25 protein-coding genes are annotated in these 21899 nt (G+C 53.4%); 21 read left to right on the top strand and 4 right to left on the bottom strand.

The features are described from left to right. The 8 genes from B4C79_RS15485 to B4C79_RS15520 all read left to right on the top strand — a co-directional run. A partial coding sequence (locus tag B4C79_RS15485; RefSeq protein WP_291751884.1) for a flagellin occupies window positions 1–442 on the top strand: 442 nt, incomplete at its 5' end. Window positions 443–617: 175 nt separating this feature from the next. Beyond that, window positions 618–962, top strand: a complete 345-nt coding sequence (locus tag B4C79_RS15490; protein WP_291739106.1) for a flagellar protein FlaG — start codon at window positions 618–620, stop codon at window positions 960–962. Window positions 963–984: 22 nt separating this feature from the next. Next, window positions 985–2628: a flagellar filament capping protein FliD gene (gene fliD, locus B4C79_RS15495; protein ID WP_291739107.1), complete on the top strand. Its 1644-nt coding sequence runs from the start codon at window positions 985–987 to the stop codon at window positions 2626–2628. Window positions 2629–2732: 104 nt separating this feature from the next. Then, entirely contained in the window at window positions 2733–3125 is a 393-nt protein-coding gene (fliS, locus tag B4C79_RS15500) for a flagellar export chaperone FliS (protein ID WP_105028587.1), read from the top strand. A 25-nt stretch (window positions 3126–3150) separates the two neighbouring features. Next, on the top strand, window positions 3151–3498 hold the full coding sequence (locus B4C79_RS15505; protein WP_168426926.1) for a flagellar protein FliT: 348 nt from the start codon (window positions 3151–3153) through the stop codon (window positions 3496–3498). Window positions 3499–3528: 30 nt separating this feature from the next. After that, entirely contained in the window at window positions 3529–4794 is a 1266-nt protein-coding gene (locus B4C79_RS15510) for a flagellar hook-length control protein FliK (protein WP_291739108.1), read from the top strand. Beyond that, window positions 4784–5071, top strand: coding sequence for an EscU/YscU/HrcU family type III secretion system export apparatus switch protein (locus B4C79_RS15515; protein ID WP_008252515.1), 288 nt, complete (start codon window positions 4784–4786; stop codon window positions 5069–5071). Before B4C79_RS15510 ends, B4C79_RS15515 begins: the two co-directional genes overlap by 11 nt. Continuing rightward, window positions 5068–5823: a flagellar brake protein gene (locus tag B4C79_RS15520; RefSeq protein WP_291739109.1), complete on the top strand. Its 756-nt coding sequence runs from the start codon at window positions 5068–5070 to the stop codon at window positions 5821–5823. The genes B4C79_RS15515 and B4C79_RS15520 overlap by 4 nt, the downstream gene beginning before the upstream one ends. A gap of 10 nt (window positions 5824–5833) precedes the next feature. On the opposite strand, the gene B4C79_RS15525 is transcribed toward B4C79_RS15520, so the two are convergent. Beyond that, window positions 5834–7372, bottom strand: a complete 1539-nt coding sequence (locus B4C79_RS15525; protein WP_291739110.1) for a helicase HerA-like C-terminal domain-containing protein — start codon at window positions 7370–7372, stop codon at window positions 5834–5836. Window positions 7373–7454: 82 nt separating this feature from the next. Continuing rightward, a complete protein-coding gene (locus B4C79_RS15530; RefSeq protein WP_008252509.1) occupies window positions 7455–7778 on the bottom strand; it encodes a flagellar hook-basal body complex protein FliE in 324 nt (107 codons plus the stop codon). 224 nt (window positions 7779–8002) lie between these two features. Here B4C79_RS15530 and fliF point away from each other — a divergent pair, with 224 nt between their 5' ends. The 13 genes from fliF to fliR all read left to right on the top strand — a co-directional run bounded on the left by fliF (window position 8003) and on the right by fliR (window position 19276). Then, on the top strand, window positions 8003–9730 hold the full coding sequence (fliF, locus tag B4C79_RS15535) for a flagellar basal-body MS-ring/collar protein FliF (protein ID WP_291739111.1): 1728 nt from the start codon (window positions 8003–8005) through the stop codon (window positions 9728–9730). A gap of 36 nt (window positions 9731–9766) precedes the next feature. Continuing rightward, on the top strand, window positions 9767–10768 hold the full coding sequence (gene fliG / locus B4C79_RS15540; protein ID WP_105028581.1) for a flagellar motor switch protein FliG: 1002 nt from the start codon (window positions 9767–9769) through the stop codon (window positions 10766–10768). Then, a complete protein-coding gene (locus B4C79_RS15545; protein ID WP_291739112.1) occupies window positions 10755–11492 on the top strand; it encodes a FliH/SctL family protein in 738 nt (245 codons plus the stop codon). The genes fliG and B4C79_RS15545 overlap by 14 nt, the downstream gene beginning before the upstream one ends. Continuing rightward, complete coding sequence (gene fliI, locus B4C79_RS15550; RefSeq protein ID WP_291739113.1) at window positions 11493–12899, top strand: flagellar protein export ATPase FliI; 1407 nt, start codon at window positions 11493–11495, stop codon at window positions 12897–12899. 15 nt (window positions 12900–12914) lie between these two features. Next, window positions 12915–13364, top strand: a complete 450-nt coding sequence (gene fliJ, locus B4C79_RS15555) for a flagellar export protein FliJ (protein ID WP_168426925.1) — start codon at window positions 12915–12917, stop codon at window positions 13362–13364. Continuing rightward, window positions 13361–14854 (top strand): flagellar hook-length control protein FliK, encoded by a 1494-nt coding sequence (locus B4C79_RS15560; RefSeq protein ID WP_291739114.1) that lies wholly within the window; start codon window positions 13361–13363, stop codon window positions 14852–14854. Before fliJ ends, B4C79_RS15560 begins: the two co-directional genes overlap by 4 nt. A 127-nt stretch (window positions 14855–14981) precedes the next feature. Beyond that, window positions 14982–15500, top strand: coding sequence for a flagellar basal body-associated FliL family protein (locus tag B4C79_RS15565; RefSeq protein WP_291739115.1), 519 nt, complete (start codon window positions 14982–14984; stop codon window positions 15498–15500). Window positions 15501–15516: 16 nt separating this feature from the next. Next, window positions 15517–16563, top strand: a complete 1047-nt coding sequence (gene fliM, locus B4C79_RS15570; protein ID WP_291762685.1) for a flagellar motor switch protein FliM — start codon at window positions 15517–15519, stop codon at window positions 16561–16563. Between the two features lie 22 nt (window positions 16564–16585). Next, window positions 16586–17035 carry a flagellar motor switch protein FliN gene (gene fliN, locus B4C79_RS15575; protein ID WP_008252492.1) on the top strand — a complete coding sequence of 150 codons (450 nt, stop codon included), beginning with the start codon at window positions 16586–16588 and terminating at the stop codon, window positions 17033–17035. Between the two features lie 63 nt (window positions 17036–17098). Next, a complete protein-coding gene (gene fliO, locus B4C79_RS15580; protein ID WP_171098226.1) occupies window positions 17099–17437 on the top strand; it encodes a flagellar biosynthetic protein FliO in 339 nt (112 codons plus the stop codon). After that, on the top strand, window positions 17434–18204 hold the full coding sequence (fliP, locus tag B4C79_RS15585) for a flagellar type III secretion system pore protein FliP (protein ID WP_291741256.1): 771 nt from the start codon (window positions 17434–17436) through the stop codon (window positions 18202–18204). Before fliO ends, fliP begins: the two co-directional genes overlap by 4 nt. Before the next feature lie 35 nt (window positions 18205–18239). Beyond that, a complete protein-coding gene (gene fliQ / locus B4C79_RS15590) occupies window positions 18240–18509 on the top strand; it encodes a flagellar biosynthesis protein FliQ (RefSeq protein WP_275272094.1) in 270 nt (89 codons plus the stop codon). A gap of 2 nt (window positions 18510–18511) precedes the next feature. Beyond that, the gene (gene fliR, locus B4C79_RS15595) at window positions 18512–19276 is read left to right on the top strand and encodes a flagellar biosynthetic protein FliR (RefSeq protein ID WP_291741265.1); all 765 of its coding nucleotides are present in this window, start codon (window positions 18512–18514) and stop codon (window positions 19274–19276) included. Here the strand turns inward: fliR and B4C79_RS15600 are convergent, their stop codons facing one another. Then, the gene (locus B4C79_RS15600) at window positions 19277–19729 is read right to left on the bottom strand and encodes a response regulator (protein ID WP_275272096.1); all 453 of its coding nucleotides are present in this window, start codon (window positions 19727–19729) and stop codon (window positions 19277–19279) included. Then, window positions 19714–21765, bottom strand: a complete 2052-nt coding sequence (locus B4C79_RS15605) for a histidine kinase dimerization/phospho-acceptor domain-containing protein (RefSeq protein WP_275272097.1) — start codon at window positions 21763–21765, stop codon at window positions 19714–19716. The genes B4C79_RS15600 and B4C79_RS15605 overlap by 16 nt, the downstream gene beginning before the upstream one ends. Between the last annotated feature and the right edge of the window lie 134 nt (window positions 21766–21899).

A 21899-nucleotide genomic window follows, 5' to 3' on the forward strand; every position in this document is an offset into this window, starting at 1 on the left:
GTCTGTTGAACTGCAAATTGGTTCTGGCAATGACGCCGCCGACACACTGGCAGTGAACTTGACAGAGGATGGCACCGCCGGCGGCAACGACCTGCAAACCACCCTGGGTGGCGCAACTCAAGCCGCAATCGTGACTGCCTTCGGTGGTGTAGATACCGCCGCCAACGCAGAAACCGCGATCGACACCATTGACACCGCCATTGACGACATCACCAACCTGCGCGCTACCACTGGTGCAGGCTTGAGCCGACTGGAACAAGTGGTTGGCTCTTTGGAAACCACCAGCAGCAACTTGAGTTCCGCTCGCGGCCGAATCATGGACGCAGACTTTGCCAAGGAAACTGCGAACCTGACTCGCGCCCAGATTCTGCAACAGGCTGGTACAGCCATGTTGGCCCAGGCCAACCAGCTGCCCAACAACGTGTTGAGCCTGCTGCGTTAATTCAGACCCAGTCTGATCAGTGACAAGAACCCGCCAAAAGTGGGTTTAAATCAAACAAAAAGCCCGGTGAATCAAGCTCACCGGGCTTTTAACGTTAAAGAAAACCCCTAAACCTGCCGTTAATCAAGTCATGGGGGCTTGTTGTGGCCTCGTAAAATTCGCAAAGGTGGCGAAAATGAACATTTCAAACATGGCTGATTATGCAACTGCCCTGCAAAAACCGCAGGATGCCGGTAACACAAAACCCGTACCCGGTGCGGGAGCCAAACCCTTGATGGGCGAACAGGCAGAGTTAAGCGTGAGTGAAGTGCTTGAAGTGGTTCAGAAGGCAAACGCCGCACTGACCAGCAATCAATCCAACCTGAAGTTTTTGGTCGACAGCGACAACGGCAAACCGATTGTTCAAATCGTGGACAGGGAAACCCAGGAAGTGTTGAAACAAATTCCATCGGTTGAAATGCTGAAGATCGCAAAAGCCATCGAGAAAATGCAAGGCGTTCTCATGTCACGTGAAGTCTAGAACGCAACAAGGGGAATAAATCATGGTAGGAATTTCATCGGCAGGCATTGGTTCTGGATTGGACATTGAGGGCATCATCAGCTCCTTGATGGCCGCCGAGCGAATTCCCTTGACCAAAGTGAGTCAGGAACGCACGGCGATCAATACCAAGATTTCAATTTACGGCATCATCAAGAATTCATTTGCAGACCTTAAATCTGCAGCCGACAAACTCAGTAATTTGAGTAACCTGAATCCGCTAAAAGTCACCTCCAGCGACGACAAACAGGTGGCGGCTACAGCCAGCGCCACAGCAGCAAAGGGCACCTACAGCATTCAGGTCAGTCAACTGGCCAAAGCCCAAAGTGTTGCTGCATCGAGCGTGGCCACCGCCGACACCACTGTGGGCACAGGCAGCCTGACAATCACACTGGGCAGTTACGATTCTGGTAGCAACACATTCACCAACAATGCAGACAAAACCCCGGTAACCATCAATATTGGCACTGGTCAGCAAACTCTGAACGGCATTCGACAAGCCATCAATGATTCCGACGCTGGCGTTACCGCATCCATCATCAACGATGGCACCGGCTCCCGTTTGGTGTTGACCAGCAAAGACACGGGTGCCGTTAACGGTTTCAAACTGGAAGTAGCAGACGCCGATGGCAACAACACAGACACTGCGGGTTTGTCCAGATTGGCTTTTGATCCCACCGCAGCGGTGGGGGCTGGCAAAAATGCCAGTTCGCTTCAAGTGGCACAGAACGCCAACTTCACCATCAACAACCTGGCGGTCAGCAAGGCCAGCAACACGGTAACCGACGCCGTTGAGGGCCTGAGTCTTAACCTGAAAGCAGTTACAACTACCGCAGTGAATCTGGAAGTAGGCTTAGACGACACAGCTTTAAAAACAACGCTGGACGGCTTTGTTACCGCCTACAACAAGATTCGGGGCAACCTGAAAGATCAACAGCAGAAAGACGCTACGCTGTCCAAGGAAACAACGCCATCCAACCTCGAACGTGGCCTTCGCAATATTCTGCGCGAGCAAGTTGCCCAATACGGCCTTGGTTTGAGTGACATTGGTTTGAGTTTTGACAAAGACGGTGTTTTGTCGCTCAACAAAAGCAAACTGGACTCAGCCGTGGCCGCAGACCCTTCCATTTTGGAAAAGGTTTTCACCAACACTGCAACCACCACCGATGCGCGTGTAAAGTACCTGGGTGCCAGCAACATGACCCAGGAAGGCACTTATGCAGTGAATGTGAGCACGGCTTACGATGGCAGCAACACAATTGCAGGCACCATCAACGGTGTGGCAGGCACGGGCGTGGGTAATGTTTTGACCGGCGCAACTGGCAATGCCAGCGAGGGTCTGCAATTTTCAGTGGTTCAAGGCGCTAGCGGCAACATGGGCTCGATTACCTTCAGCAAGGGCCTTGCAGAACGACTTAGCGACTGGATAGGCAGCCTGACAGATGAAGGCGGCAGCCTGGTGTCAAGAACCGACGGACTGACCAGCAGGAAGTCTCGCCTGGACGATCAGGAAGATAGAATCAACCTTCGACTTGAACAGGTTGAAAAGCGCTACCGAGCCCAATTCACGGCGCTGGATTCCATGCTGGCCAGCATGCAGCAGACAAGTTCTTATTTAAGCCAGCAACTGGCCGCCTTGGCCAAATAGCGGTAAGCGCGGAACTGTGCCCTAAAACCCCTGTTTTTAGTCGGATCAAACAGGGGGCGCAAGCCCTACTATTTGTTTAAGACAAATCACCAAGTGAACGCACCATGATGTACGGCGCAAAAGCATACGCACAAGTAGGACTGGAAACGGGCATCAACAGTGCCTCACCCCATGGCCTCATTGTGATGCTTTACGAAGGGGCCATTGAGGCCATTCGCAAGGCCAAAATTTACCTGGAAATGCAAAACATCGAGATGAAAACCAAGTCGGTGGACAAGGCGCTGCGCATCATCAAAGATGGATTGACCGCATCGCTCGACGTGAACGCCGGTGGAGCCCTCGCCCAGCAACTGCTTTCCTTGTACGACTACATTGGCAAAGAACTGATTTTGGCCAACGCCCAAAACAGTCCGGAACGCATGGACACCTGCATCGCCTTGCTCGATGACCTGCGTACTGCCTGGCTGGAAATCGGCCAGACCGCCACCAAATCATAACAACGACTTAGGACCGCTCTCGACCATGATCTTCGCGACAGACAACAACGGTGCAATCATGAAGCTGTACGCCGCCATAGCGAATCAAAGCCAGGTGATGCTTGATTCGGCCAAGGCCGGCAATTGGGATGAGTTGTGTGCTGCCGAAGAGCAGTGCTCGAAGCTGATCCACGAGCTTCAAGCCATCAAGGAAGCGCAACAAACCGAACTGAATGAAAAGGAACGCAGTCAGCACATTGGTTATCTGAAAAAGATTCTGGCCGACGATGCTGCCATTCGTGACATCACCGAACCCCGCCTTAAGCAGTTGGAAGAATTTCTTCGCGCAGCCAACAACTCGCAGAAACTCAGCAACTCTTACGGATCCAACTAAGCCATTGCGCTAAAGCAGCGGGTGTGAGACATGGCATTAACCCCGGTTAAATCAGCTCCACCCAACGTCAACTCCGTACTTCAATCCAATCCGGGCGATCGCGTTTCCTCGGGCAAAGGCGAAATTGCGCCCGTTGTTGCCATACTGACCCGCCAACTCCCGCTGCCACAGGCCCAACAGCTTGCCGGGCAAACCGCTTTGGTGCGTGTGGTGAAAGGCGGGCCTGGCAATGAAGCTGAACTTGAGTTTGCGGGCCAGAATATTCAGGTTAAATTGCCCCCTGGGCGACAGCTCACGGCGGGCGAAATGGTCACAGTCGCCTTTGCACTGTCCGGCAAAGGCGATGATTTGTCCGCAGGTGGTGCCAGCGGCGGTAAAAAGATAGCCGATGCCCGCAACCTGCTCACCACGCTTCCAGTCAGTGTCGACGATGGCGAGGCACAGGATTCTCCCAGTTTCGTGGACCGGCTTTCGGGCACCGCACGGCTGATTGGACTTCTTGAGCGCTTAGGACAAGGGGCACCCACGCAAGTTTCCACTTCGGTGATGACCAGCCTGAAGCAATTGAGTACCCAGTTTCAAACACAAACCAACCTGCCCGGCGTCTTGCTGGCTGACCCCGACAATACAACGCCCAATACCCGCACCGTGGCGCAAACCACACCTCAAAGCCAGGCACAGCAAACCCAGAGTGTGAACACATTGAGCAACCTGAACAACAGCCTTGCAGGCGTGTTGGCGCGGCAGGTGAGTGCAGCTGTTGAAAACAGCGGTTTGTTTTATGAATCGCACCTGCAACAGTGGGCCAATGGGCAACGCAGCACCGATCAAATTGCGAAAGAACCCCAAGCCCGGTTTGGGCAAGACCAGGTGATTTCGGAAAAAGGTTTGAACCCGGCAGCCGTTGACCAGTCGGTGAAACTGGTGACCGCACAACTGGCCGCACTGGACAACAATCGGATTTCATTGGCCCTCAGTGGCCTGTTGGGGCACCCGGTTCAAATTGACATTGAACCCGACACGGAAGAGGCAAGCGACCAGGAAGAACAGAACAACGAAGAAGCAGCCCGCCCCTGGGTTGCACGCCTGAAACTGGACATGGCTCATTTGGGTGAACTGAATGTTCGAGTGCGCATGGTAGGTTCACAGTGTGATGTACAAATTACCGGGCCGGCACGCAGCAAACAGGCCATTGACCCCCACTGGCAAACCTTTCGGCAAGCCATGGATGACAAAGGATTAAAGCTGGTTCACGGCCAGTTCATGGTACCCACGGGGTTTGAAATTGGCGAATAAACTGAGCCCCCAACAAGCCGTGGCACTGGCTTACCTTGAACACTCTGGCGCACCGAAGGTTGTGGCCAAAGGTCAGGGTTTGATTGCAGAGCAAATTATCCAGAAAGCCAAAGAATCTGGCGTATTTGTTCATGAAAGCCGCGAGCTGGTCTCGTTGCTGATGAATGTCGATCTGGACCAACAAATTCCACCTGGGCTGTACCAGGCAATTGCGGAATTGTTGGCTTGGGTGTATCAAATAGAAAACAAAGAATTCAGTACAGAGGGAAAGTCATGAGTCACAACACCAGTATCGCGCCTGAACGCGATCAAAAGCTGCTCGAGGAATTCAGTTTAAGTGCAGTACCCACTCTGCGCAAACTCCTCACCACCATCGATGAAGACGAGCATGAGCTTTATGTTTATCTGCAATCTGATCACACCCAGTTTGTCACCGAAATACTGAACATTGATTGGACCACTGGCCTGATGTGGCTGGGCACACCCTATGAAAAAGCCTTGAGCAGCAATTGCAATGCCTCAACTGCCTACGTCATGGTGAGCTTTCCCGATGGCGTTAAAGTGCAGTTTGCTGGCGTGGGTATTTTGCAAAGCCAGTATCAAGGGGCCGACGCCTTGCGCATTGCCATTCCCAAAACGATTGTTCGTCTGCAACGGCGCAATTACTTCCGGGTCATGGCCGATGAAGAATTGAACTCACAGGTCAAACTCGAAATTCCGGCGGTGGATAGTCCAATCAGCCTGATCGACATCAGCCTGGCAGGTTGCGGCTTGTCTTTGCAAACATCGCCCAGTCTTCATCAGGCTGGAGAAGTCATTCCAGACGTTCGCCTAACCCTTCCCGACGGCGAAGGCAGTATGTTGGTTGAACTGGTGGTGCGAAACATCAAGCCGATGGCAGACCACCCTGAAATGGTTCAGCTGGGTTGCGAGATGAAAACACTGGAACGGGGTTCCGAGCGCCGCTTGCAACGCTTTTTGCTGGCAACCGAACGCAGGCAACGCGCCAACCTGCATTCGATCGACTAAGTTCTGTTGGTCAGCGCCGCTTGCTGCCACCCAAAAGAGAACCCAAAATGCCGCGCATCAGCTCGCGACCCACTTGTGAGCCGATGCTGCGTGCCGCGCTTTTTGCCATGGTTTCTGCAACACTTTGGCGTTTGCGCCCACCTGCTCCGCTGGTGCCAAACAACATGTCACCCAGGCCACTCAAAGTGCTTTTTTCCTCGGCAGTTTGAGTGCCCTGAGCAGCGGGTGTTTCCGCGGCATCCTGCGCCGCCATCGCCTGCTCGGTGCGCGCCTTCAACATTTCGAAAGCCGATTCACGATCTACAGTTTTTTCGTAAACACCCGCCACCAACGAATTCGCAATCAATTCCTTGCATTGCTCGGGACTGGCCGGGCCAAACTTGCTGGCAGGTGGATACACCCAGGCGCGACATGTGGGGCTTGGCGTGCCTTTGGGATCAAGAAAACTGACCAAGGCTTCACCCACGCCCAGTTCGGTAATGGCCGCTTCAATGTCCAAACCAGCATTCGGGCGCATGGTTTCCGCCGCCACTTTCACCGCTTTCTGGTCGCGCGGGGTGAAGGCCCGCAAGGCGTGCTGAACGCGGTTGCCCAGTTGGCCCAACACGGAATCGGGAACGTCCAACGGATTCTGGGTTACGAAATAAACACCCACACCTTTGGAACGAATCAGGCGAACCACCAGCTCGACTTTTTCAATCAGGGGTTTGGGTGCATCAGTAAACAGCAAGTGCGCCTCATCGAAGAAAAACACCATTTTGGGTTTCTCGACATCGCCTACTTCGGGAAGATTCTCAAACAGTTCAGACAACAACCACAACAGGAAGGTGGCATACAACTTCGGCGAATTCATCAGCTGGTTGGCCGCCAAAATATTGATGATGCCGCGCCCATTGGAATCGGTTTGCATCAGGTCATCAATGTTCAACATGGGCTCACCGAAAAACTTGTCGGCCCCCTGCCCCTCCAAGGCCAGCAGGCCACGCTGAATGGCGCCCACCGAAGCTGAAGAAATATTGCCGTACTCGGTGGTGAACTGCTTGGCGTTTTCACCCACGTACTGCAACATGGCGCGCAGGTCTTTCAAATCCAGCAACAGCATGCCGTTGTCGTCCGCAATTTTAAATACCAGGTTCAACACGCCTTCTTGCGTGTCGTTCAAACCCAGCAAACGGCCCAGCAACAAAGGGCCCATGTCGGAGATGGTGGCGCGCACCGGGTGGCCTTGTTCACCAAACACATCCCACAAAGTCACCGGGCTGCCTGCAAATTCCGGCACAGGAATGCCAGTCATTTTCAGACGCTCTTCAAATTTCGGAGAAGTTTTCCCGGGCTGGGAAATACCGGTCAAGTCGCCTTTCACATCGGCCATGAACACTGGCGTGCCCATTCGTGAAAAAGCTTCAGCCAATACCTGCAAAGTGACAGTCTTACCCGTGCCGGTTGCGCCTGTGATCAAACCATGCCGGTTCGCCAACTGAGGCAACATAAAGAGGTCGGTTGCGGTTTCGGCGCGGTTGTCTCGGGCAATCGGGAAAGGTGCAATCATGGGCCGGGCTCCAGTTCTTCAATGGGGTCAATGAACTGGATTGTGCCACAGCCTGTCTGGAATTCAGAACGACTTCAAAACATTACACAGGCATGTTCATGATGTCGTTGTAGGCCTGAAGAATTTTGTTTCGGGCCTGAACCACCGCTGTAAATTGCAGCGATGAAGTATTCATGGCGATCACGGTTTCTTCAACCGAGGCAGTGGGGTCATCCATCTGCAAACGCTTGCCCAGGTCAGCAGCCTTGTCAGCCGACAGGCTTGCGCTTTCCAAAGCCTTGGCAATCGCATCGGCAAACGAGGCCTGGTCAAGTGCCTGTGGCTTGCTGGTCAGCGACGGGCTTTTGATGGCATCCGTTACCGCACTGCTTAACAGGCCACTCACGGCCCCCATTTTGTCGATCATGAAACACTCCAACGCGGAATTTTTGTTTATACCCTCTCTTTGTACAGGCAAGCGGGGCAAGCCATTGCCACAAACAAGGGGTAAAACCCCCCTTATTTTTTAAACACCACCCTCAAGTTTTTGAAATAGGTGCCGTTAAGGCCCCCTTTTTATTGAATTGCTTGCGCACCCCAGCACGCACAATGCATGGGTAGAACAATATTCAACCCACATGCAGGTATTCCATGGCAGAAGTTCTTAGCAGCCCCGAAGTGATCGGCCCGGTTGGCAACAACCCGATCACCAATATGCAGCAACGTTTCGCAAAACTGCCCCAGAAAAACAAAATGGGTATCCTGATCGGCGTGCCATTGCTGATCGCGGTGGTCGCCTCTCTGCTGATGTGGGCCAACCAGACCAGTTACCGCGTGCTGTTCAGCGGCCTGAACGACCAGGACGGTGGAGCCATTGTTGAAGCACTGACCCAGATGAAAGTGCCTTATGAATTCAATACCGCTGGCACCGCGATTCTAGTGCCCTCGGAGAAGGTGTACGACACACGGTTGGCCCTTGCCAGCCAAGGCCTGCCCAAAGGCAGTGTGAGCGGCTTTGAAGCCATGGACAACCAGAAGCTGGGCATTACCCAATTTCAGGAACAAGTGAATTATCAACGTGCACTGGAAGGTGAGCTGGTTCGCTCCATTCAATCCATTTCAGCGGTGCAAAGCGCTCGCGTGCATTTGGCCATTCCCAAGCCATCCATTTTTATCCGTGAAAAGCAAACGCCCAGCGCATCCATTGTGCTGAACCTGTTTGGTAGCCGCACACTGTCGGAGCCCCAAATCAACGGCATCGTGCATTTGGTGGCCTCCAGCCTGCCCGGCATGAACCCGGAAGACGTCAGCATTGTTGACCAATCTGGTCGCCTGCTCACAGGCAAGACACAACTGGAAAGCGGCCTGAACCCCACGCAGCTGGCCTACACCAACCAGATTGAACAAAGCCTGACCAGCCGCATTGTTGATATTCTCAGCCCCGTGTTCGGCAGCGAAAACGTCCGTGCCACCGTAACCGCCAACATGGATTACTCCACGTCTGAGCGCACCGATGAAATTTACAAACCCAATGGTGATGCAACACAAGCCACCATTCGAAGCCAACAAATCAGCGAGTCCAACGACGGCAGCAGCAATGCCAACCCGCAAGGCGTACCAGGTGTCATGGCCAACACTCCACCGGGAGAGGCAGCGGCCAACATTGGCCAAAACCCGCAACAGGCCTTGGCCAACGGCGCAAACGGTGGCAACAATACACCGACACAAACCAACAGCAGCACCCGCAAAGACTCCACCGTGAATTACGAAGTGGACAAATCGGTGCAATACACCAAATCGCAAGTCGGGAAAATTGAACGCCTGTCCGCCGCCGTGGTGGTGAACTACAAAACAATCACCGACCCCAAAGGCGAAACACGCCAAGTGCCACTGACACCCGAGGAAATTGCCCAACTGGACAGCCTGGTGAAGCAGGCCATTGGCTTTGACGAACAACGCGGTGACGCGGTCAATGTGGTGAACCAGGCTTTCACCAAGGTGGAAGAAGAAACCATCCCCATGTGGGCACAGCAGGAAACCATGGACCTGGCGAAATCACTGGGCATGCCAATTGGCATTGCACTGATCGCCGCCATTCTGGTATTCGGTGTACTGCGCCCCATGATGAAACCGGCTGAAGTCGATTTGTTCGACGAAGGGCCAGAATTGCTGCCTGGACAACGCATGCCACTTCTGGCCAACCAGGTGGGCGGCGACAACGACGCAGAGTTGCTTGAGCAACTTCAACGCGAAGGCACCCTGCCCGGCATGAATCGCCAGGAAAAAATGGAAAAACTGCGCCAATTGGCCAAAGAACACCCACAGATTGTGGCGAGCATCGTAAAAAACTGGGTCAACGGCGAAACACAGAACGGCTAAGGCCTGCCTGACAAAGCACCACGAGGAATCAACACCATGGCAGAAAGCGAACTTGGCATTCAAAAAGGCGCAATCCTGATGCTTAGCTTGGGCGAAGAAGAGGCCGCAGAAGTATTCAAATACCTCGGCCCCAAAGAAGTCCAAAAGCTGGGTCAACAAATGTCGAAAACCAAAGACGTGCCCATCGACCGCATCGAAGAAATTGCAGGCGAAGTGGTTCAAATTGCGCAAAGCCAAAGTGCTTTGGGCCTTGATTCAGATGCCTACATCCGAAGTGTGCTGACACGTGCACTGGGTGAAGACAAGGCTGGTTTTCTGCTGGACCGTATTTTGCAGGGCAGCGACACCTCTGGCATTGAAGGCCTGAAGTGGATGGACCCGGGCACTGTGGCTGAATTGATTAAAAATGAACACCCTCAAATTATTGCCACCATTCTGGTTCACCTGGAACGCGACTTTGCCGCAGCAATTCTAAACCTTTTTGTAGAGCGCCTTCGCAGCGACGTGGTGCTGCGAATAGCCACGATTGATGGCATTCAACCGAATGCCTTGCTCGAATTGAATGATGTGCTGTCCAAAGTGCTGGCCGGTGGCGACAAACTGAAGAAAACCACCCTGGGTGGAGTGCGTGCTGCGGCTGAAATCTTGAACTTTGTGGGCACCACTTCAGAGAAAAACGTGCTGGACACCATTCGAGAATACGACAACGAACTCAGCCAGCGTATTCAGGATGAAATGTTCACCTTTGACAACCTGCTCGACATCGACGACCGCGGCATGCAGAGCATTTTGCGCGATGTACAAACCGATCTGCTGGTCATCGCGCTGAAAGGTGCGGACGAAGCGATTCGCGAAAAGGTGTTCAAAAACATGTCAAGCCGCGCGGCAGAAGCCCTGCGCGACGACCTGGAAAGCCGTGGCCCGGTTCGCCTGTCCGAAGTGGAAGCGGCGCAGAAGGATGTACTGAAAGTAGCCAGAAAACTGGCCGATGCCGGCGAAGTAGTGCTGGGTGGAGGCGGTGAAGATGCGTTCATCTAACCGCATTATTCGCGGACTGGATGCCGCGGAATTGCCGAACTGGTCGGTTGAGCTGATTGGCTCGCGCTACGAAAACCCAGTGGACCGAATGATGGCGGAGATCAACCGGCATCAAACTGAAAGCAGCGCCCCACCTCCTGCCCCCACCGCAGAGGAACTGCGTTTGAAAGAATGGGAGCAGGCACTGGCCCGGCGCGAGAAACAGCTGGAAGAACTTGAAAAAGACACCCTGAAACAGGCTGAGGAACGTGGCCAGCAGCTGGGCTATGAAGCGGGCTGGAATGCCGCACACAACGAACGTGTGGTGTTGGTGCAAGCTGCCAGCACCATGGAAGCGGAATTCGAACGCTTTAAAAGCGAGTTGTCAGAAAGACTGCTTGACCTCGCAGTGCTGGTCAGCAAAAAAGTGATTGGCGACACCCTTGCCCTTCATCCTGAACAGGCCGCCGAATTGTTGAACCAGGTTTTGGAAAGCATGCAGTTGCACAGCAAAGCGGTCACCCTGCGTGCACACCCCAACACCATTCGCGTGCTTGAAGCCCAGTTTGGCGATCAGCAAATGCTGGGGAATCTGCGCATGATCGAAGACCCGAAACAACTGCAAGGTGGTTTTTTGCTACAGCACCCGGAGGGCGAAGTGGACGCAACACTTCAAACCCGCTGGCTACGGGCCATTGAAGCCCTGGGCCGCAATAACCCATTAAGCCCAGAGGACACCGAGTAAATGGCTGACCTGCTGGATTGGATTGACGAATGCAAATTTCTGGTTGAACACAGCCAGCCCCAATTGGCCACTGGCAAACTGACCCGCGTGGCCGGTTTGGTGATGGAAGCCGTGGGCTTGAAACTGCCGGTGGGCAGTGTGTGCACTGTGGTGCAAAAAGGAGCTCCACCTTTGGAAGCCGAAGTGGTGGGCTTTAATGGCGACAAGCTGTTTTTGATGCCCGCCACCGATGTGCACGGCATGACCCCCGGCGCAAAAGTGATTGCACAAGAGCCCCCACCCATTGCACCCAAGCTGGGTGTGAAAGCCCACCCCTGGCGCAGGCCCGAGGACAAAACCAAACACCTGCCCGTGGGCGACAGCCTGCTGGGCCGCGTGGTGGACAGCAATGGCCGCCCACTGGACACCCTGGGTGAACTGAAATTTGAAAAACGCAGCCCCTTGGCGGCACGCCCTATCAACCCGCTTGAACGCGAACCCATCACCGAACCAATGGATGTGGGCGTGCGTGCAATCAATGCATTGCTCACCGTGGGCCGAGGCCAACGAATCGGCTTAATGGCCGGCTCCGGTGTGGGTAAATCCGTGTTGCTGGGCATGATGGCCCGCTACACCAAAGCCGACCGTGTGGTGGTTGGCCTGATCGGCGAACGTGGCCGCGAAGTGAAAGAATTCATTGAGCAGATTCTGGGTGAAGAAGGCCTGAAACGCAGCGTGGTGATTGCTGCCCCCGCCGACGTCAGCCCCCTGCTTCGCATGCAAGGCGCAGCCTACACCCAGGTTGTGGCCGAGCATTTTCGTGACCAGGGGCACAACGTGCTGATGATCATGGATTCGCTGACCCGCTATGCCATGGCACAACGTGAAATCGCCCTGGCCATTGGCGAACCCCCTGCCACCAAAGGCTACCCGCCCAGCGTGTTTGCCAAACTTCCCACGCTCGTTGAACGGGCTGGCAATGGCCGAAAAGGGGGCGGTTCAATTACTGCGTTTTATACCGTACTTACTGAAGGCGATGACCAGCAAGACCCCATCGCTGATTCGGCTCGCGCCATTCTGGATGGCCACATTGTGCTTTCTCGACAACTGGCTGAAAGCGGTCACTACCCTGCCATTGACATTGAACAATCCATTTCAAGGGCCATGCACAACATTGTGCCTGCAGGCCACCTGAATGCGGCCCGTGGCTTGAAGGCCGCCTTCTCAAGGGTACAGCGAAACCGCGACTTGATCACCGTGGGTGCTTACTCTCCGGGGGCAGACCCGCAATTGGACCATTCTTTGGCCCTTTATCCAAAGATTGAAAACCTGCTGCAACAGTCAATGTTAGAGAGTGCAAGTTTCGATGAAGCGCTCGCAGGCCTTCAATCGCTATTTCCGAACGAATTTAAAAACGACAAACACTAAACTGCTTGGATGCCCATGAGCAATGTGCTGCAAATCCTGATTGAACAGGCCAGCGAAAAGGCCGACAACCTGGCCAGAGGCATGGCCAGCACCCAGCAAAAACTGGTTCAAGGCCAGGACAAATTGAACATGCTGCAAACCTACCGCGACGAATGCGAGGGCGGCATGCACAACAAGGCAAGCACCGGCATGACAGGGCAACAACTGCGCAACCAGTTGGCCTTTGTCGGCAAAATTGCCCAAGCCATTGAACAACAAAGCCGCGAAATTGAATTTCTGAACACCACGCTGGCCCACCAGCGCACGCAATGGCAAGAGGCACTGGCCGAGCAGCGCAAATTTGAAGCCTTGGTGGAACGTGAAAAACTCAAACAGGCCAAACTTGAAAACAAGCGCGACCAAAAAATGAACGATGAATTTGCCGCACGCATTTACCGGGTTCACACCGCTGGGGAGCCCTCATGAACACGAGTACCCAAGCCATGAACAATGTCAACAAAGTGCAAACCCCTGCGGTGGGCAACAAGCCCAAGCAAGGTCAGCAAGAGTCTCAATTGAATTTTACTGAGCTGTTCAGTTCAGCATTGGGCCAATCGGCACCTACAGCCCAGCTCAACAGCATTGAAAGCCAATTGCGGGAAAGTTTGTACCAACAGAGCAAACCCAAAAAGAACAACGAAAGCACGGCCAACGCCGAGGCCGCCCAGGCAGCCCAAGCGGCTGTGTGGGCGCAGCGCAACTGGATGCAAACTTCACCGGTGCAGCAAGCCACACCAGTTACTGCAAACGAAGTGATTAAAGATACCAAAGATACCGAAGCTGCAAAACAGGCTGTTGCACCTGACAACACGGCACCCACTGATTCAGCCAACGCATCAACAAGCAGCGAGAACAGCCAGGCAAATGCTCGTGGTGCGCAGCAAACACCGGAACAAAACGCAAACAACAATACTGAACAGGCCGCGAAAGTGGCATTGCCTGGCAACACCACAAACCCGGCAAACAGCGGTACGGCGCTGGATACAACCCCCACCACCACTGAGTTGGCATTGAACAGTGCCGCCGATGGCGAGCCCGTGGCGCAGGTGATTAATCCAACAAAACCAGAACAAACTACCGGCAATGAACTGGCTGGTACAGACAAAGCACGGCCTGACCTTAAAACCACCGCCCAGTTGAAAGCTGACGCCACAATTGCCAACAGCACGGTTCAAATGCGAGCTGATACTGCCCAAGGCAATGGTCCTGGCAATGTGGGCAATGCCGCACAGGTGCAACTGAACCAGCAATTGAACCAGCAAGTGGCCCCACAAATAACGCAGCAAATCGCTCAGCGGGCGCAAGCCATGGGTGAGGGTTTTGGAGAAGAAAGTTTGAAAGTTGGCCAGAAAATTCTGGCTGCTGGCAACCTGCAATCCGCTGGCACGGCCACTGGCATTGCCGCAGGCACCAACGGCCTGACTGGCACGGCAGGCAGTGCGCAACAAACCCTGATCAAGACACCGGTCAATCAACCCGGCTTTGCCAAAGAACTGGGACAAACCGTGCAATGGGCGATCGGCAAGAATTTATCCACCGTCGACATTCGCGTGAACCCTGAAAGTTTTGGTCCCATGAACATGCGTCTGGTACAAAAAGGCCAACAGGTTCAACTGGTAATTCGCACCCAGGATGAAGCTTCAGCCAACCTGTTGACCCAAGCCCTGGGCGGCTTGAAAGAGGTGTTGGCCCAAAACGGCCTGCAATTGAACCAGGTACAAATTCAGCACAGCAACACCCCTGGCTCCCAAGGCCAATCCAACAACAGTCAAGCGCAGTTTGATCAAAACCGGAACCAGGGCCAAGGCAGTGGGCAACATGCCGCTGGCGGTGACAATTCCCAAGCGGAATCAGGTGCACCCGCGACCGCCGCAACAGCCAGAAAACCGGAAGGCAAGCTCGACCTGTTTGCCTGATCAAGCAAGCCTGACGAAGGAATTGGGTCCAAACAACACGGCTTTTCGGGGGTTTGCTCAGAAACCTTTCAGACACAATAGAGTTTGAAAGTGACACACAACAGCAATTGAACTTACGGAGTCAAGCATGGCCAGAGTCGCCCCGGCACCCGCTGCAGCAGCCCCAGAAGCAGCAGCGCCCGAAAAAGGATCCAAGAAAAAACTGATCCTGATTCTTGCAATCGTATTGACCGTTCTGGCCGCAGGCGGCGCAGCAGCTTTTTTCATGCTGGGCAACGCAAGTGGTGAAGGCGCCGCAGAGGAAACTGTAGAAGAGCCGGTCGGCCCACCCACATTCGTAGTCATGGACCAGTTTGTAGTCAACCTGGCCGAGCCAGACACCACCCGTTACCTGCAAATTGGCATCACCTATGAAGTGAGCGGCCCCGCACAAGCCGAAGAAATCAAGAACTACACACCCGTGATTCGCAGCCGCATCTTGTTGGTACTGTCGGGCAAGAACGTGAGCAATCTCACTTCGATTGAAGGCAAACAACAGCTGATGGATGAACTGGTGGACCTGGCTCGCGTCACCATCAAAGGCGATCCGAAAGACCCCACGCGTGGCATTCGCGACGTGCATTTTTCCAGCTTTGTGATTCAGTAACAGGACGCGCTGCACCATGCCCGGAGAATTTCTTTCACAAGACGAAGTCGATGCCCTGCTCAGGGGTGTGAACGGCGAAGAAGAAACGAAAGACGCGTCTGAATCCGCTGAAGGCGTTCGCCCTTACAACCTGGCCACACAAGAACGTATTGTTCGTGGCCGCATGCCCACGCTTGAAATTATCAATGAGCGTTTTGCGCGTTTAATCCGCATTGGCTTGTTCAACTTCATGCGCAGAAGCCCGGAAATTTCCGTAGGCCCAGTCAAAGTATTGAAGTACAACGAATTCATTCGCAATCTGGTGGTGCCCACCAACCTGAACATCATGGCCATGAAGCCCTTGCGCGGCAATGCCCTGTTCATTTTTGACCCCAGCCTGGTGTTTGCAGTCATCGACAACCTTTTTGGTGGCGACGGGCGTTTTCACACCCGCGTTGAGGGGCGTGATTTCACTCAAACCGAGCAGCGTATTATCGCCCGCATGCTGGAAGTCCTTCGTGAAGAATTCGTCAAAGCATGGGCACCGGTGTTTCCCCTGAAACCGGAATACCTGCGCTCGGAAATGCACACCCAATTTGCCAACATCGCAACCCCATCTGAAATTGTGGTAACCACCTCGTTCTCGATTGAACTGGGTGCCGGTGGTGGTTCACTTCACATATGTATCCCCTATTCCACCATGGAACCCATTCTCGATTTGCTGTACTCCAGCATGCAGGGTGACCAAGCCGAACCCGACAAACGTTGGGTCACCATGCTGAAAAAGCAGGTGCAAATGGCCGAAGTGGATTTGGTGGCCAGCCTGGCCAGCACACAGCTGACGGTGGCCGACATCATGGAGCTGAGAATTGGCGACGTCATTCCCGTTGAAATTGACAAAGTAATTGAAGCGCGTGTGGACAATGTGCCCGTGTTCAATTGCAGCTACGGCACCAGCGGTGGCCAGTATGCATTGAAAGTTGAAGAAGTTCTGGCTGTGAGCAACGACTCACACGCCGATGCGCTGAACCTGGAGGCCTTGCTGAGCAAGGAAGCCAAGCAGGCCGAAAAAACACACGAATAGCGATCAAGATAAGGAAAACACCATGTCTGAACAGCAAGTAGATACCGTAACCGACGCAGCAGATGACTGGGCAGCCGCATTGGCCGAACAAGCCAGCACCACCGCCACCAGCACCAGCGACACCGACAACCTGTTTGCACAGGCCAGCGACGCAAAACCCGCCTCTGGTTTGTTCCAGCCTTTTGCAGGAAGTGTGGCTTCAGGCACGCAGAACGACATTGACATGATTCTCGACATCCCGGTTCAGTTGACTGTTGAGCTGGGTCGGACGAAGATACCGATTAAGCACATTCTGCAACTGGCGCAAGGCTCTGTCATTGAACTGGACGGCCTGGCTGGCGAACCCATGGATGTGCTGGTGAACGGCTATCTCATTGCGCAAGGCGAAGTGGTGGTAGTCAACGACAAATTTGGTATCCGGTTAACTGACATCATCACGCCATCCGAGCGTTTGAGAAAACTCAACCGTTGATACCCTTTCGCAGTACAAAGGCATGCAACTACAACAAAAAAACAAAAATGCGGTGGGACATTCATGACAGGCCATCTGCTGCAAACCACACTGGGCTTGCTGTTTGTGGTGGGCCTGTTGCTCGCCTTGGTGTGGTTGCTCAAACGCATGGGCATTGGCAACCAGCAACGCCGCGGCGGCTTTTACAAGGTACTGGCCACCTCGGCACTGGGGCCACGTGAAAAAATAGTACTGGTTGAAATCGGTGACACCTGGCTGGTACTCGGCATGACAAGCAACAGCATCAACACCCTGCACAGCATGCCTGCGGGCAGCATTGCGCTGGACGAAGTACAAAACCCCGCCGTGAACTTTGCAAAAATGCTGGAGCGCGTCAAGGCAGGCAAGGTGAAATCATCATGAATCCCCTGCGTTCCCCTGCCGGCAAGCTGACCGCATCAAGCCTGTTGCTCATGCTGCTTCTTCTGGCCTTGCCCGAAGCGCAAGCCCAGCAAGTGCTGCCCGGTGTTACGGCCACGCCGGGTGCCAACGGCACCACCAACTACAGCGTCCCCATTCAAACGCTGCTGTTTTTTACATTTCTCAGTTTTTTGCCAGCATTGCTGTTGATGATGACGGGCTTCACCCGCATCGTGATTGTGATGTCGCTGTTGCGCATGGCGCTGGGCACGCAAAACTCACCACCCAACCAGGTCATCATTGGCTTGAGCATGTTCCTGACCTTTTTCATCATGGCACCAGTGTTTGATCGCGTATATGAAAACGCCTACCTGCCGTTTTCCAACAATGAAATCGAGTTTCAGGAAATGACCGATAGGGCCAGCGTGCCCATGAAAGACTTCATGCTGAAACAAACCCGTGAACCCGATCTGGCACTCTTCATGCGCCTTGGCAAAGTGGAAAATGTCGAGAATCCCGAGGACGTGCCCTTGCGCGTTTTGATCCCTGCATTTGTCACCAGCGAACTGAAAACCGCCTTTCAGATCGGCTTCATGATATTCCTGCCGTTTCTGGTCATCGACCTGATTGTAGCCAGCGTGCTAATGTCCATGGGTATGATGATGCTGTCGCCCATGCTCATCTCCTTGCCATTCAAGATCATGTTGTTTGTACTGGTCGATGGATGGACATTGCTGGTTGGCTCGCTGGTGGCCAGCTTCGAGACCTGAACTAAACTAAACTCAAGTGAACTGAGCGTACAAACATGAACAGCCAAACTGTATTGAACTTGGGCCAGGCAGCACTGGAAGTGATGCTGATGGTATCGGGCCCGCTGTTGGTGGTAGCGCTGGTGGTGGGTTTGCTGGTCAGTATTTTGCAGGCCGCCACGCAGATCAATGAAATGACCTTGTCGTTCATTCCGAAAATTCTGGGTATTTTTGCCACCTTGCTACTGCTTGGCCCCTGGATGCTGGCCACTCTGGTGGACTACACCCAGCGTTTGATCATGAGTATTCCGACCGTGATCGGCTAAGCATGGTCCCCATCAACGGCGAACAACTTGAAATCTGGATCGCCTCGTTCTTGTGGCCCTTCATCCGTATTCTGGCCATGCTTGCCACGGCGCCTGTGTTCGACAACCGCACCGTGCAACGCCGCACACGTGTGGGGCTTGCCGCACTCATTGCCATTCTCATGATGCCCCTGTTACCAGCCCCCCCAGTGCTCAGTTCGGCGCAAGCCATTCCGGTTCTGATTCAACAAATACTCGTCGGTGTGGCCATGGGCTTTTCCATGCGACTGGTATTTGCCGCATTCGAAATGGCAGGCGACTTGCTCGGTCTGCAAATGGGTTTGGCCTTTGCACAGTTCATCGACCCTGCACGCGGCATGCAAACACCACTCATCGGCAGTTTTTTGGGTGTACTGGCCATGTTGACCTTTCTGGTCATCGACGGTCACCTGCTGGTGATCGCCGCAGTGGTTCAAAGCTTTGAGTTGATCCCGATCAGCGCAAATCTTTCTGTGGTCAACAGCCAAAGCATTGCCTTGGCCGGCAGCATCATGTTCATGCTTGCCTTGCAAATTTCATTGCCAGTCATGGCGGCTGTGTTGATCAGCAATATTGTGCTGGGTATTCTGGCGCGTGCAGCGCCGCAACTGAACGTGATGTCAATCGGCTTTTCGATCACGATTGGTGTTGGCTTGTGGATTCTGTGGGTCAGCCTGCCCTATTTCATCGCTGGAATTGACGGCGCAATTGGCCGTCTTTTGAGTATTTCCGTGCTGAATACAGGCTGATCATTCCAGAAAAAAATCGGTGTCTGCCGTACAGTCTTTGCCCGCCAAGGGATCACCTTTGCGGCCTTCTGAATGCGACAAATGGTAACGGATCACTTCCATTAACTGCTCCACTTCAAACGGTTTAATCAAGTAATCATTGGCGCCCAAGGCAAACGCCTGTTGTAAATCACTGGCATCGCTGCGAGCACTCAACAACACAAAGGGCAGCTTTTTAAAGTGTGCATCGCCACGCACGGCACGCAACAAATCAAAGCCATCCATGTTGGGCATCATCAAATCGCTCACAATCATTTTGGGCAAACTGGCATCGTGAACAAGGCACTCCAGCAGCAAGCGCAGTGCCTCTTGTCCATCATGGGCCTCCATCACATCCAGCCCAGTCAATTGCAGCAACTGCGAGAGGTTGCTGAGTATCGTCAAGTCATCTTCTACAATCATGACGCGCGGCATGCTTCCTCCTTAAGCGACGGCAAATCAACACACAACCAATGTCGATTGCGCCGATTTTTGATCATGATGCGCCCATTGATCAGGCGAATCACCCGCTTGGTTAACAGCAAGGTGAATGGCAGACACTCCCCTTTGAAGGGCACCACAGTTTCTTCGTCATGCGCTGGCTCAAGCTGGCCCCCCTTGACCATCCAGGCGGGCCACTCCAGCAACTCAATACACAAATTCAAGGTATTTTCAGCAGGCATTTTAATGGTCAACTTGCCTGCATGCGACTCTTTGCTTTCTGCAAAAGACAGCATTTGCCGCATGGCTTGCGTGAACACATACTCGTCGGAATAGAACTCAAATTGATCCAGACTGGGGTGCAATTCATATTCAAGCCAGTGTTGACCATGTCTGCGGCGCTGCTCAAACGAGGAAAACTGGCAGAACACCTTTCGCACATCCAGCTGCGCAACATTCAAATGTTTGCGAGTGAAATTGGCGCCCATGAACATCAGCGTTTCATCCACCAAAGCACGCAACGAACGCAACGCTCCGCCAATTTGATCGATGTAATGCAAAGCCGATTCCATATTCACTGGCTCCTTTTGCAAGGAACTTTCCAACAAGGCCTTGGCCGACCCAATCACCGTCATTGGTGTTCGAATTTCATGCGAGAGATACGACACAAACTGGGATTTCCGGGAGGACAGCAAAGACTCCTCGTTCAACTCCTCCCGAATGGAAAGCTCCAGGTCCATTTCCTCAGTTCTATCATGAATAATGCCCACGGCTTTGCTGGGCAAACCATAGGCATTCTTTACTGCTACCAAGTGAATTTCAAGCTTCAGCAAAGAACCATAGGTGGTTGAATAACGCACCTGCACCACCGCACTGGGCAAGTTGGCGGTGAGGCAGGCCTGTAGAGCCGAATCCAGGCCTCTGATGTCCTCGCTTAAAATACCCGCTCGCCAGGCAGTGGCCGAGATTGGTGCTTGTGCCAGCCCATCAAAACCAAACAAACGCCGCCAGGTTGAACTGAACACCACAGTTTCCTGTTCAATATCCCACTCAAAAACACCATCTTCAAGCGTCGCCACCGCGGCCACCAAACTGTCAACCGACATTTCATGGTCTTGCTGAACAGTCTCGATTGATTTCTCCAACTGCTCAATCCGGGTTCGTTCCAGCTCAAGTTTCTCAGAGGCATTGGCCACTTGGGCCAACGCATCCTGCTTCATCACCTGCAATTTCTGGTTGTCTGCGCGCAATACCTGGACCGACTTGTCGAGCAAAACATAGACGTAACACATCAACACCGAAATCATCAGCAAGGCAAAAAAACTGATGAATATCTCAAAGCCTGCCCAGCCTGTCCAAAGCCCATACCATGCACTGTGATCAGAGCCAGCACCTACATGCACAAAGCCAATCAGGCTCAGCGCAATCATCTGGTTCAAACCTACGATGCCGAAAATATAAATCATCCGGCTTCGCAATGGCTTGGATTTGCCCACCGAGGTTTCATGGGCAAAACGGCTTAGCAAGCCCATGCACACAAACAGCACCACATACATGGCCACCAAACCCGACCAGCGCACCTGCAACACTTGATGGTTGTTCGGAATAAAAATAAATGCCATGTGAATCAGAAACTGAATCAAAATGCCCAGCGAGGTAAAGAGCAACATGAACAGCTTGGCTGCACCCTTGGCTGACTGCACCAGATAATCCACATACAGAAACACTGCAATACACACCGCAAAGGTGAGTACAGTTCCCGAAATGCTGAACAGGGCGTCTTTGGCGGAAGGCAAGGTTAAACCCACAAACGCCGAAGCAAAGAACATAGAAATCACATAAAGGGTAATAAGTACCCCTCGTCGAATCAGGTAGTGGCTATTGGCAATCAGGGGTGGGTTTTTGATTCGAACTTCCACGCCCACGGTCATGGCCAGCAGTGAGGCGAAAAAGCCAAAGGCCAATCCGGAAAGATGGGCCTCTGAGATTGCAGCTGCTGCGAATGCAAAGTCCTCCACCAACCAATTCATGAAATGCACCGCCCCTGATTCGATGTATGCAGCTTGTTGCTGATTTATTTATTGAATAGTGACACCCGGCAAGAACTTGCAAGGCATTCACACAATTTAACAACTTGGGGTGATACACCTATCCCCCCAATCGG

It is taken from the genome of Limnobacter sp. UBA7229, from assembly GCF_002473065.1.
Taxonomy (GTDB): Bacteria; Pseudomonadota; Gammaproteobacteria; order Burkholderiales; family Burkholderiaceae_B; genus Limnobacter; species Limnobacter profundi.

Bases quoted from the DNA above. Each gene is read 5' to 3' on its own strand.
- B4C79_RS15600 (WP_275272096.1), bottom strand. From the start codon at position 19,729: ATGCCGCGCGTCATGATTGTAGAAGATGACTTGACGATACTCAGCAAC.
- B4C79_RS15560 (WP_291739114.1), top strand. From the start codon at position 13,361: ATGAACACGAGTACCCAAGCCATGAACAATGTCAACAAAGTGCAAACC.
- fliR (WP_291741265.1), top strand. From the start codon at position 18,512: ATGGTCCCCATCAACGGCGAACAACTTGAAATCTGGATCGCCTCGTTC.
- fliS (WP_105028587.1), top strand. From the start codon at position 2,733: ATGATGTACGGCGCAAAAGCATACGCACAAGTAGGACTGGAAACGGGC.
- fliG (WP_105028581.1), top strand. From the start codon at position 9,767: ATGGCAGAAAGCGAACTTGGCATTCAAAAAGGCGCAATCCTGATGCTT.
- B4C79_RS15520 (WP_291739109.1), top strand. From the start codon at position 5,068: ATGAGTCACAACACCAGTATCGCGCCTGAACGCGATCAAAAGCTGCTC.
- fliJ (WP_168426925.1), top strand. From the start codon at position 12,915: ATGAGCAATGTGCTGCAAATCCTGATTGAACAGGCCAGCGAAAAGGCC.
- B4C79_RS15565 (WP_291739115.1), top strand. From the start codon at position 14,982: ATGGCCAGAGTCGCCCCGGCACCCGCTGCAGCAGCCCCAGAAGCAGCA.
- B4C79_RS15490 (WP_291739106.1), top strand. From the start codon at position 618: ATGAACATTTCAAACATGGCTGATTATGCAACTGCCCTGCAAAAACCG.
- fliO (WP_171098226.1), top strand. From the start codon at position 17,099: ATGACAGGCCATCTGCTGCAAACCACACTGGGCTTGCTGTTTGTGGTG.
- fliP (WP_291741256.1), top strand. From the start codon at position 17,434: ATGAATCCCCTGCGTTCCCCTGCCGGCAAGCTGACCGCATCAAGCCTG.
- B4C79_RS15530 (WP_008252509.1), bottom strand. From the start codon at position 7,778: ATGATCGACAAAATGGGGGCCGTGAGTGGCCTGTTAAGCAGTGCGGTA.
- B4C79_RS15605 (WP_275272097.1), bottom strand. From the start codon at position 21,765: ATGAATTGGTTGGTGGAGGACTTTGCATTCGCAGCAGCTGCAATCTCA.
- fliI (WP_291739113.1), top strand. From the start codon at position 11,493: ATGGCTGACCTGCTGGATTGGATTGACGAATGCAAATTTCTGGTTGAA.
- fliF (WP_291739111.1), top strand. From the start codon at position 8,003: ATGGCAGAAGTTCTTAGCAGCCCCGAAGTGATCGGCCCGGTTGGCAAC.
- fliM (WP_291762685.1), top strand. From the start codon at position 15,517: ATGCCCGGAGAATTTCTTTCACAAGACGAAGTCGATGCCCTGCTCAGG.
- B4C79_RS15510 (WP_291739108.1), top strand. From the start codon at position 3,529: ATGGCATTAACCCCGGTTAAATCAGCTCCACCCAACGTCAACTCCGTA.
- fliQ (WP_275272094.1), top strand. From the start codon at position 18,240: ATGAACAGCCAAACTGTATTGAACTTGGGCCAGGCAGCACTGGAAGTG.
- fliD (WP_291739107.1), top strand. From the start codon at position 985: ATGGTAGGAATTTCATCGGCAGGCATTGGTTCTGGATTGGACATTGAG.
- B4C79_RS15505 (WP_168426926.1), top strand. From the start codon at position 3,151: ATGATCTTCGCGACAGACAACAACGGTGCAATCATGAAGCTGTACGCC.
- B4C79_RS15545 (WP_291739112.1), top strand. From the start codon at position 10,755: ATGCGTTCATCTAACCGCATTATTCGCGGACTGGATGCCGCGGAATTG.
- fliN (WP_008252492.1), top strand. From the start codon at position 16,586: ATGTCTGAACAGCAAGTAGATACCGTAACCGACGCAGCAGATGACTGG.
- B4C79_RS15525 (WP_291739110.1), bottom strand. From the start codon at position 7,372: ATGATTGCACCTTTCCCGATTGCCCGAGACAACCGCGCCGAAACCGCA.